Genomic DNA, 10,637 nt, shown 5'->3' on the forward strand with positions numbered 1-10,637 from the left:
AGATGCTTCCCGATTATCCGAGGTTCACGGCGTGGCCGCCTCCTGCAGCGCCAGATTGCGGATGTCGGTGCACGACAGCCGGCCCGCGTAGTTGAAGCACGCGCGCAGCTGCAGGACCGCGGGCGGGGCGAGCGTCCCGCTGCCGTACGGCTCCTCGGTCGCGTGCCAGGTCAGCGGCCCGGTGGTCGACCGCGCGCTCGACGGGGCCAGCGCGCCGGACCACGGCGTACCGTCCACCGTGGTCACCTCGCTCGCCGACCGCCAGCCCGACTCGCCCGCGACCCGCCAGTGCAGCGAGCCGTAGCTCGACCCCGGCGGTCCCGACACCTCGACGGCGTACGACGCCGGGCTGGTGGCGTTGGCCGCGGGGGCCGACCACACCGGCGCGGGTCCGGTGCCGTAGGAGAGACGGGCCGGCTCGCTGACGTTGCCGGCCGGGTCGCCGGCGACCACGACCACCTCGTGCCAGCCGGCGACGGGGGTGTAGGGCACGGTGGCGACGCCGGAGGCGTCCGCGCCGACCACGAACGCGTGCCCGTCCGCGGTGACGGTGAACCAGCTCGTGCCCTCGCCGCCGGTCAAGGTCAGCGTGTCGGACGAGGGCACGGTGGTGGTCCAGGTGCCGTCGACGAACCGCGCGGAGGAGACCGCGGCCGTCGGCGCGACCGTGTCGACGACGAGCCACAGGGCGGTCGGCTCAGCGCTGAGGTCGCCGGCCTCGTCGCGGGCCGTCGCGGTGACGACGTACGCGGTGCCCTCGGCGAGGACGCATGCGGGCACCTGGACCGACGCGGTGCCACCGGAGGCGACCTCGTCGCTGGTGCCCGTCCACACGACGTCCGCTCCCTCGACGATCTCGAAGACGGCCGCGACGGGGCCGCCCTCGGGATCGGACACGACGGCCGAGAGCGTCGGGGTGGCGGAGCGGACCCAGCCGTGGGCACCGGGCGTGGCGTTCAGCTGGGCCGGGGTGGCGGGAGGCTGGTTGGGCTCGGGAGCCGGGGTGTAGGTGATGGTGAGCGTCGGCAGCTTCGCGGAGTCGCCGTTCTCGAGCGAGCGGTACTGGCGGTAGCCGGTCGCGCTGCTCTCGCTGTCGGCCCGGACCTGCACGCCGTGGTTGGCCGCGCCGCCGGCCCAGGCCTGGACGATGGCGGTGGCGTCCCAGGCCGCCACTCCCTCGTCGGCGCAGCCGGTCCTGCCGTATGCCGTGCTGGTGGTCGCCGACCCGGTCGCGGTCGCCTGCGGCTGGGTGCTCCACTTGATGCTCTCGGTCCAGGCCGACGTCACGCGGGAGACCCGCACCGGGGAGCCGGTGCACGAGCCGGTGGCGAAGTTGCTCATCGTCAGCTCGGCGTCCACGACGGTCGCGCCGGCGAGGTCCACGTTGGAGGTGTCGAAGGCGAGGAACGACCGCGCCTTGACCAGGCCGTAGTTGCTCGACCCCACCTGGAGCTCCGGCGCGGCCGGTCGGCCGGGCTGGCCGAGACCGGTGCGCACCCAGGTGTCGGCCGTCGCGGTCAGCGTGACGGTGGTGGTGCCGTCCGGCGCGACCGGTTCCTCGGCGGCGGCCCGCACCGGGACCTGCACCGAGGCGGCGATCAGCGCGGTACCGGCGGCCGCGGCGGCCCAGCGGACCGCTCGGCGCGTGGGGCGGGTCGGGGAGACCCGCGGGATGAAGAAGATGTCCGTCATGGCTGTCCACACCGGCCTTCGTCCGACGGGGCCCTCATGACGCGACGCACGCCACCCGTCGGTCGCACGCTAGGCGACCGACGGTCCGCGCGCAGCGATTTCGCGCAGACTCCTCACGCGGGCTCGAGCGCGCGCTCCCACAGCACGCTGCCGGCACCGTCGTAGAGCCGGACGGTGAGGAGGCCGGAGGCGGCGACGTCGAGGTGGCCGAAGTACTGGTTCGTGGGGTGCGGCGCGATGTCGAGGCGGCCGGTCTCGGCCTCGCCCCGCGAGAAGACGACCTCGGGGCCGAAGGTCCGGTCCAGCTCGGCGTCCTTGACCCAGAAGGGCGAGGAGGCGACCGGCCCGGAGACGAACTCCCAGAACGGGTCGAAGTCGGTGAACGCGGCCCGCTCGGGGTGGTAGTGGTGGGCGGCCGTGTAGTGGACGTCCCCGGTCAGCCAGATGACGTTGCGCACGCCGTGCCGCTTGAGGGCGGAGAGGATCCGGGCCAGCTCCGGCTCGCGTCCGATCGGCGGGCCGTCGTCCTTGTTGGCGTAGCCGTCGAGGTCGGTGACCCGGTTGGTGGGCGCCGACAGCGGCAGGTCGGTGCAGACCGCCTTCCAGGTCGCGGTCGAGGAGCGCAGTGCGCGGACCAGCCAGGCCTCCTGGTCGGGGCCGAGCAGTCCGGCCGGGGTCCGGTCTCCGGCCAGCGCGGGGTCCGTGTCGGGGTTGGGGCCGCGCCAGCTGCGCATGTCGAGGCAGAACAGGTCGAGGTGCTGCCCGCGCGGCACCCGCCGATAGAGGCGCGTGGCCGCGAATCCGTCGCCGCCCGCCGCAGCCAGCCGGCGCACCGGCACCGGCTGGTACTCCTGCCACGCCCGGCGCCCCCGGATCGCGAGGACGTCGGCGCGACGTTCGGCGTACCTCTCGTCGTCGATGACCTCGCCGGGCCACCAGTTGTTGCAGGTCTCGTGGTCGTCCCACATCGCGACGGTCGGGACGGCGGCGTAGAAGGCACGCACGTTGTCGTCGCGCAGCGGGTACCGGTGCCGGCCGCGGAGCTGGTCGAGGGTCTCCGAGACGACCATGACGTCCTCGGTCAGCTCGTTGCGCCAGGTGGTGCCGTCGTCGAGGAGCACGGTCTCGTCCATCGGCTCGTCGGCGTAGATCGTGTCGCCGACGTGCACGAACAGGTCGGGACGCAGCCCCAGCATGGTGCGGTACGTCGTCAGGCCGCCCCGGGCGCGGTCGATCCCCCAGCCCTGGCCGCAGGTGTCGCCCGACCACACGACGGACTGGGCGGCGGCGTGCACCGGCGCGGTCGCGAAGGTGAGCCGCTGCGGCGCGCTGCGCTCGCCGTCGGGGCTCTCGAACCACACCTCGGCGTCGTAGGGTCGGCCGGGGGCGAGGCCGGTGAGGTGGATCCGGGCGGTGAAGTCGGTCCGCTCGTCCGTCCACGGCCCGCGCACCAGCCGACGGTGCCGACCGTCGCTGTGCAGGCGGACCATGAGCCGGCTGGGTCGCAGCCCCCGCGACCAGATCACCGCGGAGGAGGTGGTGACCTCGCCGCTGCGGACGCCGGACGTCAGGTCCCGGCGGCGCTCGACGAGGCTCGGCGAGCGGCCGAGCAGTCCCAGCGCGGGCACCGAGGCGCCGGACAGGCCCGCCACGATCGTCGTACGGCGGCCGACCCGGAGGTCGGCGAGCCGGTCGGCCAGGCGGGTCTGGTCGTCCCCGAGCAGCGTCACATTGCGTCAGCGAACCGCTCCTCGGCGACCGGGCCCTGATCACGACGCTGCGTGTCGGTGAACATCGGCCGGACCGCGCGTGCCGCACCTCACGTACCGCCGGCGGCCTCCGCTCGTTGACCTGGTGTGAGAGTCGGTCGGCCGGGGGGCGACCACCGCGGATGGATCGTGGTGGGCGTATCCCTCCTCATCATCGTGATCAGCGTCGTCGTCGGGCGAGGCGGCGGCGACGACGGCGGCACGACGGCACGCCCGCGGGCGACGCCGTCCCCGTCGGCCGACGCCGGCCCCGGCGGATTGCCGACGGAGGTGCCGTCGGCGACACCGACGACGACGCCCACCCCCAGCGCGAGCCCCAGCGCCGGCGGGCCCGGCAGCGCGCCCAGCGGGTTCGCGGCGGGAGCCGGCAGCCTGCCGCCGTTGAGCATGCCCGGGCTCACGGGCAAGGGCGGCAGCGCGTCGCTGCCGAAGATCCGGGTGCGCCTGGAGGTCTTCTCCAAGGCGCCGATCGGCATCGTCGGCTACCAGGTGCCGACCAGCCTGACCGACCCGTCCGGGACGGTGAAGAACGTCGGGACCCGCTGGTCGCTCACGACGATCGCCTACGGCAACCCCGACTACGCGCGCCTCTTCTTCGGCGCAGGCCCCTCCGGGACGCCGGTGACCTGCGTGATCACGATCAACGGCAAGGTCACCGAGCGGCGCTCCACGGACGGGCCGTACGGCCAGACGATGTGCCAGGGCTGAGCCCCGGCGGCGCCCAGGGGGCCGGGACTACTTCGGGGGCATCCGGATGCCGCCGTCGACGCGGACGACCTCGCCGTTCATGTAGGAGTTGGTCAGGCACTCGATGACCATGCTGGCCAGCTCGTCAGGGACGCCGAGGCGCTTCGGGAAGAGCACGCTCTCGCCGAGCTTGGCCTTGAACGCCTCCGCCTGCTCGCCCTCGCCGTAGATCGGGGTGTCGATCAGGCCGGGGGCGACCGTGTTGAGGCGGATGCCGGAGGCCGCGAGGTCGCGGGCGACCGGGAGCGTCATGCCGACCACGCCGCCCTTGGAGGCGGAGTACGACGCCTGGCCGATCTGGCCGTCGAAGGCGGCGACGCTGGCGAGGTTGACGATGGCACCGCGGCACCCGTCGGCGTCGGGCTCGTTCTGGCTCATCACGGTGGCGGCCTGGCGGACCATGTCGAACGTGCCGATCAGGTTGATCGCGATCACCTTGGTGAACGCCTCGAGGGAGTGGGCCGACTCGAGCTGGCCGTCGCGGCCGATGGTGCGCTGTGCCCAGCCGATGCCGGCCGAGTTGACCACCGCGCGCAGCGGGGCGATGTCGGCGGCGGCCTTGACCGCGCCCGCGATCTGCTCGGTGTTCGTGACGTCGACCTGGGCGAAGACGCCCTTGATCTCGGCGGCGAGGGCCTCGCCCTTGTCGGCCTGGAGGTCGGCGACGACGACGGTCGCGCCCTTCGCGGCGAGCTGGCGGGCGGCGGCGGCACCGATGCCCGAGGCGGCGCCGGTGACGATGGCGGAGGATCCGGTGAGTTCCATGGTCCGGAGCATAGGGCGGGCGCCCCACCGTGACACCGTCGGTGTCAGTGTTGAGACTCAGAGAGAGGTCGTGCCCGCGGCGACGACCACGGCCGGGCCGGTCATCAGGATGCGATCGTCGGCGGTCCAGGTGATCCGGAGGGTGCCGCCCGGCAGGTCGACCCGGTATGCCGTGTCGCGGGCGGCTCCGTCCGCGAGGGCGGTGGCGACCATGACCGCGCAGGCGCCGGTGCCGCAGGACCGGGTCTCCCCCGAGCCGCGCTCGTGGACCCGCATCGCGACGTGACCCGGTCCGCGTCGTACGACGAACTCCACGTTGACGCCGGCCGGGAAGACCGCCGGGTCGTGGGTGGGGGCGTCGAGCAGCGGGCCGATGTCGGCGAGGTCGGCCCCCTCGGAGAGGAAGGCGACCGCGTGCGGGTTGCCCATGTCGACGTGCAGCGCCGGCCAGGACCGCTCGCCGATCGCGACGGTGGTCTCCTCGAGCACCTTCGGGATCCCCATGTCGACGGTGATCTCGCCGTCGACGGCGCCGCCGGCGAAGGTCAGGACCTTGACGCCGGCCCGGGTCGCGACGGGGACCGGCGCGGTCGGGTCGACGAGCCCCTGCTCGGCGAGATGGCGGCCGAAGACGCGCACCCCGTTGCCGCACATCTCGGAGACCGAGCCGTCGCTGTTGCGGTAGTCCATGAACCAGGCGGCGTCCTGGCCTGCCCCCGCCGCGCCGATCGCCGCGGTGGAGATGACGCGCAGGACGCCGTCGCCGCCGATGCCGGCCCGTCGGTCGCACAGCGCGCGGACGCGCTCGGCGCTCAGCTCGCCGTGGACGGTGCCGTCGGGGTCGGGCAGCAGGACGAAGTCGTTCTCGGTGCCGTGGCCCTTGAGGAAGGGGTACACGCGTCCAGGGTAGGCGGTCGTGCCGCGGGTGGACGCATCGTGCCGCCGGATCAGACCGTGGTCCGACGCGGTGGCCGGCGCCGGCTCCTAGCGTCGTCGTCATGACCCGCACGCTCACCCTGACCACCGCGACCCTGGTGGCCGCCGTCCTGCTGGCGCCCCAGCTCCTGGCCTCCCTCCTCGTCGGCGACTACTCCGGCGTCGGGGCGCTCCGCGACGCGCTGCCGGGCGCGCTCGCCGACCACTGGCGCCTCGGGGACGGGGCCGTGACCGGGGAGCTGGCCGACGCCGTCGACTACTGGGCGGCCTTCCACGTGGTGAAGGCCGTCGCCGCGGCGGCTCTTCTGACGGCGCTGCTCGTCGCGCTCGGCCGGGTACGCCGCGGGCCGGGCCGGGTCGCCCTGCTGGCGCTCGCCGTCGTCGCCACGGTGGTGCTGATCGCGAACATCCAGGGGGCCGTGGCTCCCCTGTCCTCGCTGCTCTCGATGGTGCCGGCCGGCGCCGCCGACCTCGCCCTCGCCTCGGACGGGACGCCCGCCTTCGCCGCCCTGGTGCGGGACTTCGCGATCTACCACCTGACGATGGTCGCGCTGGCCGCCGGTGCCGCCGTCCTGGTCGCCCGCCTGGGAGCGCGCGCCTGGCGGCACGGGCGTCGTCCGGCCGCCGTGACGGCGGCCGGTGCCGTCGCCCTCCTCGGCGTGGTGACGCTCGCGAACATCACCACGGTCGCCGAGCCCGAGCCCGCGCTGCGGGGGTTCCTCGAGGCCGCGGGGTCCACCGGTCAGCCGTAGAGATGCTCCTCGTAGTCGGGGCCGTAGTGGGCGTCGAGCACCTCGATGGTGTCGTCGGGCCGCTCGAGGCGCTGGGCGACGACGGCCCGGCGCGGGACGCTGACCTCCGGCTCCCAGGTCTCGGGGCGCCACAGCTGCGAGCGGAGGAAGGCCTTGGCACAGTGGAAGAAGACCGTCTCGATCTCGACCACGACCGCCAGCAGCGGCCGGTGTCCCTTGACGACCATGTCGTCGAGGAAGGGGGCCTCGCTGACCAGCCGGGCGCGTCCGTTGATCCGCAGCGTGTCGCCCCGGCCGGGGATGAGGAAGTTCAGCCCGACCTGGGGGTTGGCCAGGATGTTGCGGTAGCCGTCGGCCCGCCGGTTGCCCGGCCGCTCGGCGATCGCGATCGTCGTGTCGTCGAGGACGTGCACCAGCCGGCCGGCCGGGTCCCCCTTCGGGGAGACGTCGCAGCGTCCGGCGGCGTCGGCCGTGGCGACCATGCAGAACGGCGAGGCAGCCAGCCAGTCCCGGTCGATGTCGGTCAGCGCGGTCCGCTCCTTGTCGCGCGCCGCGGGCGTCGGCACGCCGAGCAGCTCGGTCAGCGCGTCGGCGTCGGTGATCTCGGTCCAGGTCTCGCTCGATGCCTCGGTCGTCACGGACTCAGCGTAGGCAGGACCACACCGGCGGCCCCGCCTCCCCGCCGCGTGGGCTCCGCCACGGCCGTCAGCCGGCCGTCGGGACCGATCTCGACCGCCGCGACGGCACCGATCTCCGCGGCACTCGAGCCGGGCGGTCCGGCGACGGTGAAGGTGTGCCCGTACGTCGCCAGCGCGGCGCCGTACGTGTCGATGAAGGCCTGCTCGGCGGTCACGGCGGCGGTGTTGCGCTGGGACGCCCGGGGCGCGGCGACCGCGTCGGGGAGGCCGAGGCCGAGGTCGAGTCGGTTGAGGAGGACCTGCAGCACCGTGGTGATGATGGTCGACCCGCCGGGCGAGCCGAGAGCCAGCACCGGCCGCCCGTCGCGGAGCACGATCGTCGGCGCCATCGAGCTGCGCGGCCGCTTGCCCGGCTCGATCCGGTTGGGGTCGTCGGGGTCGTAGACGGTGGAGAAGTCGGTCAGCTCGTTGTTGAGCAGGAAGCCGCGACCCGGGACCACGATCCCGGAGCCGCCGGTCTGCTCGATGGTCAGCATGTAGGCCACGACGTTGCCCCACCGGTCAGCGGTCGTGAGGTGCGTGGTCGAGAGGTTCTCGGTGTCGCCGTCGGTCGTCCCCGCGCCGGCCGGGGCGGCGCAGACGCCGTCGTAGGACGTCACGTCGCCGGCCGGCACCGGCTTGGCGGCGGCGGTGTCGGGGTCGAGGGAGCAGGCGCGCTCCCGGGCGAAGCGGTCGTCGAGCAGCGCGGCGGTGGGGACGTCCACGAAGGCGGGGTCGCCGACGTACCTCCCGCGGTCGGCGAAAGCGAGGGCGGTCGCCTCCAGGTAGCGGTGGAGGGTGGGCACAGCACCCGCCGGGCCCGCGGGCCGGGACTGCTCGAGGATGTTGAGGGACTCCCCGACCGTCGTGCCCCCGGAGGACGACGGCGCCATGCCGTAGACCTCGTGGTCGCCGTACTCGATCGACGTCGGCGCCTGGACGAGCGCCTCGTACGTCGCGAGATCCTCCACCGTCATGCTGCCCGGCGGGACCGGGAGGCCGGTCGCGCCGCTGAGCGGCGGCTGTCGCACCGTGCGGGCGACCTCGGCGGCGAGTCGTCCGGTGTAGAGCCAGCCGACCCCCTTCGCGCCCAGTTGGCGGTAGGTGCGCGCGAGGTCCGGGTTGAGGAACCTGCTGCCGGCTCGCGGCACGCCGTCGGCGAGGAAGAGGTCGGTGGTGCTGGTGAAGGTGCGGAACCGCTCGGCGTTCTCGCGGGTCTGCAACGCGAAGGTGTCGTCGACGACGAAGCCGCGCTGGGCGAGCCGGGCGGCCGGACGCAGCGCCGCGGCGAGCGAGACGCTCCCCCAGCGGTCGAGCGCGGTCTGCCAGGTGGCCGGCGTGCCGGGCACGCCGACGGACACGCCGCTGGTCACCAGGTCGAGGCGACCGCGACGAGGATGGTGGGGGTACGGCGCACGATGTCCTCCCGAGACAGTGGACCTGTCCCTCCACCATCCCCCCGCTGTCAAGCCGTGCGGTCCTCCGTCAGCGGACCGTCGACCGCGTAGCGCGCGGTCACGAACGCGCCGTTGCGCGCGGTCTCCTCGAGCCTCAGGTCGAGGCGGCGCGGCAGCAACGGGCGACCGGCGCCGAGCACCACCGGCGCGACGGACACGATCACCTCGTCCAGCAGCCCGGCGTCGGCGAACTGCCCGGCGAGGTCGCCCCCACCGACCACCCACACGTCCTTGTCGCCGGCCGCCGCCCGCAGGTCGTCGTACACGGTGGTCACGTCGCCCTTGGCGAAGCGGACGTCGGCCCCCTCGAGGGTCGGCAGCTCGCGGGAGGTCATCACCCAGCTCGGCTGGGCGTAGTACCAGGACTCGCCGGTCTCCGCGAGATGCGCGAGCACCCACTCGTAGGTCGTCGAGCCCATCACCAGGGCGCCGATCCGCTCGATGAACGCCCCGTAGTTCTGCGGTCCCGACTCGTCGAGGTCCTGGCGCAGCAGCCAGGCCAGCGAGTCGTCCGGGTCGGCGAGGAAGCCGTCCAGGGTGGTGGCGGTGTAGTAGGTCGTGCGGGTCATGCGTGGTCTCCTCGTTCGGTGCGTAGCCACATGATCGGATCGCCGTCGTCGACGTCGACGCCGGCGGAGCGCAGCAGATGGCGGGCGAGCTGGCGGCGGTGGGCCGCATAGGTCAGGACGTGCGCGATGACGCTGCCGAGCTGGAAGCTCTCCGGCGGCTCGCAGAGCGCGTCGACGAGCAGGTCGTCCCAGGCACCGCGCCGGTCGACGTCGCGGACGACCGCCAGCCACCGCGCCGCCGCCTCGTCGTGCCGGGCGACCAGATCGGCCGCCGTCGCACCCTCGGACCGCTCCGGCAGGTCGGCGCCCTCGATCGCGGCGAGCCAGACCTCCTTCGTGCCGACCTGGTGCTCGAGCACCGTCGCGATCGACTCCTCCGGCCCCTCCCAGGAGTTGACCTCGTGACCCGCCAGCCGGGGTCGGCGGAACTCCTCCTCGCTGAGTCCCTTGGCGAGGTCCAGCAGAAGACGGGTGTCGTCGAGGTCGTGGCGGACCAGCTGGTCGGTGAGGGGGTTCATGGGCTGCTCCGTGGTGTGCACCCACAGGCTCGTGGGCGGATGGAAGTGGATGCCGTTGGCGGCCGGTAGCCAGGTGCTGCGCCGCCCTCCGTCCTGGGCGGCGGCGCCGGCGGCCTCGCTCGGCGGGTGCCCGTAGGCCCGGGTGAACGCGCGGCTGAACCCCTCGACGGACTCGTAGCCCGCCTCCCACGCGGCGTCCGTGACACTGCCGCCCTGGCGCAGCCGCCACGCCGCCCGCTCGAGCATCACCCGCCGCCGCATCGCCACCGGCGCCTCCCCGGTGTCCCGGGACAGCATCCGGCTGAAGTGGTACGGCGACGCGAACGCCCGGTCCGCCATGGCGGTCAGCGTGCGGCTGTCCTCGTCGAGAACGGCGTCGAGGAGCTCGCGGAGGCGGTCACGGCCGGTCATGGGACCAGTGTGCTCGGTGGCGGGGGTGGTCGCTTGACCGTTCTTGCTCCGTTGCCGGCTCTGGTGCCAGCTCTGGTGCTTGCTCGCGCGGGTGCGTGGTTCCGTTCCGAAAGGCGGCGACGAGGAGGGTCGGGAGGGGGGTGGTTCGGTGGTCGGGTTGCGGTCCGGTGGGCGGGACCGGGCTGGTGTCGTTCCTTGTTGCCGGTCGTGCTGCGGGGGATGTCCGTGGGCTGCGGTGGGGTGCGTGGTTTCGTTCCGAAAGGCAGTGACGGGGAAGGCCGGCAGCGTGGCTGGGTTGGGTTGCCGGCTGCGGTTGGCGACGGTCGCATGGGGCCTGGCGTGCG

General features: G+C 73.8%; 10 protein-coding genes. 2 read left to right on the top strand and 8 right to left on the bottom strand.

Features of this window, described 5'->3' with window-relative positions; genetic code table 11:
• Window positions 1-24: 24 nt before the first annotated feature.
• Together ACPZVR_RS14395 and ACPZVR_RS14400 are read right to left on the bottom strand one after the other, a co-directional pair.
• Complete coding sequence (locus ACPZVR_RS14395; protein WP_436700278.1) at window positions 25-1,692, bottom strand: DNRLRE domain-containing protein; 1,668 nt, start codon at window positions 1,690-1,692, stop codon at window positions 25-27.
• A gap of 113 nt (window positions 1,693-1,805) precedes the next feature.
• On the bottom strand, window positions 1,806-3,422 hold the full coding sequence (locus ACPZVR_RS14400; RefSeq protein ID WP_436700279.1) for an alkaline phosphatase D family protein: 1,617 nt from the start codon (window positions 3,420-3,422) through the stop codon (window positions 1,806-1,808).
• Between the two features lie 168 nt (window positions 3,423-3,590).
• On the opposite strand from ACPZVR_RS14400, the gene ACPZVR_RS14405 reads away from it, so the two are divergent.
• Window positions 3,591-4,169: a hypothetical protein gene (locus tag ACPZVR_RS14405; RefSeq protein WP_436700280.1), complete on the top strand. Its 579-nt coding sequence runs from the start codon at window positions 3,591-3,593 to the stop codon at window positions 4,167-4,169.
• A gap of 27 nt (window positions 4,170-4,196) precedes the next feature.
• Here ACPZVR_RS14405 and ACPZVR_RS14410 read toward each other — a convergent pair whose 3' ends face one another.
• Window positions 4,197-4,973, bottom strand: coding sequence for an SDR family oxidoreductase (locus ACPZVR_RS14410; RefSeq protein ID WP_282403177.1), 777 nt, complete (start codon window positions 4,971-4,973; stop codon window positions 4,197-4,199).
• A 57-nt stretch (window positions 4,974-5,030) separates the two neighbouring features.
• Window positions 5,031-5,870, bottom strand: coding sequence for a diaminopimelate epimerase (gene dapF, locus ACPZVR_RS14415; RefSeq protein WP_436700281.1), 840 nt, complete (start codon window positions 5,868-5,870; stop codon window positions 5,031-5,033).
• A 101-nt stretch (window positions 5,871-5,971) separates the two neighbouring features.
• Here dapF and ACPZVR_RS14420 point away from each other — a divergent pair, with 101 nt between their 5' ends.
• The gene (locus ACPZVR_RS14420) at window positions 5,972-6,661 is read left to right on the top strand and encodes a hypothetical protein (RefSeq protein WP_436700282.1); all 690 of its coding nucleotides are present in this window, start codon (window positions 5,972-5,974) and stop codon (window positions 6,659-6,661) included.
• Here the strand turns inward: ACPZVR_RS14420 and ACPZVR_RS14425 are convergent.
• From ACPZVR_RS14425 to ACPZVR_RS14440, 4 genes are all read right to left on the bottom strand, one after another.
• Window positions 6,652-7,299, bottom strand: coding sequence for an MSMEG_1061 family FMN-dependent PPOX-type flavoprotein (locus ACPZVR_RS14425; protein WP_436700283.1), 648 nt, complete (start codon window positions 7,297-7,299; stop codon window positions 6,652-6,654). The two genes, ACPZVR_RS14420 and ACPZVR_RS14425, sit on opposite strands and share 10 nt — an antisense overlap.
• Window positions 7,296-8,711 carry a gamma-glutamyltransferase family protein gene (locus ACPZVR_RS14430; RefSeq protein WP_436700284.1) on the bottom strand — a complete coding sequence of 472 codons (1,416 nt, stop codon included), beginning with the start codon at window positions 8,709-8,711 and terminating at the stop codon, window positions 7,296-7,298. The genes ACPZVR_RS14425 and ACPZVR_RS14430 overlap by 4 nt, the downstream gene beginning before the upstream one ends.
• Window positions 8,712-8,803: 92 nt before the next feature.
• Window positions 8,804-9,364 carry a dihydrofolate reductase family protein gene (locus ACPZVR_RS14435; protein ID WP_436700285.1) on the bottom strand — a complete coding sequence of 187 codons (561 nt, stop codon included), beginning with the start codon at window positions 9,362-9,364 and terminating at the stop codon, window positions 8,804-8,806.
• Entirely contained in the window at window positions 9,361-10,293 is a 933-nt protein-coding gene (locus ACPZVR_RS14440) for a helix-turn-helix domain-containing protein (protein ID WP_436700286.1), read from the bottom strand. The genes ACPZVR_RS14435 and ACPZVR_RS14440 overlap by 4 nt, the downstream gene beginning before the upstream one ends.
• Between the last annotated feature and the right edge of the window lie 344 nt (window positions 10,294-10,637).

The sequence above is a fragment of the Nocardioides segetis genome, assembly GCF_051390595.1.
GTDB lineage: Bacteria > Actinomycetota > Actinomycetes > Propionibacteriales > Nocardioidaceae > Nocardioides.

Bases quoted from the DNA above. Each gene is read 5' to 3' on its own strand.
- ACPZVR_RS14440 (WP_436700286.1), bottom strand. From the start codon at position 10,293: ATGACCGGCCGTGACCGCCTCCGCGAGCTCCTCGACGCCGTTCTCGAC.
- ACPZVR_RS14395 (WP_436700278.1), bottom strand. From the start codon at position 1,692: ATGACGGACATCTTCTTCATCCCGCGGGTCTCCCCGACCCGCCCCACG.
- ACPZVR_RS14420 (WP_436700282.1), top strand. From the start codon at position 5,972: ATGACCCGCACGCTCACCCTGACCACCGCGACCCTGGTGGCCGCCGTC.
- ACPZVR_RS14435 (WP_436700285.1), bottom strand. From the start codon at position 9,364: ATGACCCGCACGACCTACTACACCGCCACCACCCTGGACGGCTTCCTC.
- ACPZVR_RS14410 (WP_282403177.1), bottom strand. From the start codon at position 4,973: ATGGAACTCACCGGATCCTCCGCCATCGTCACCGGCGCCGCCTCGGGC.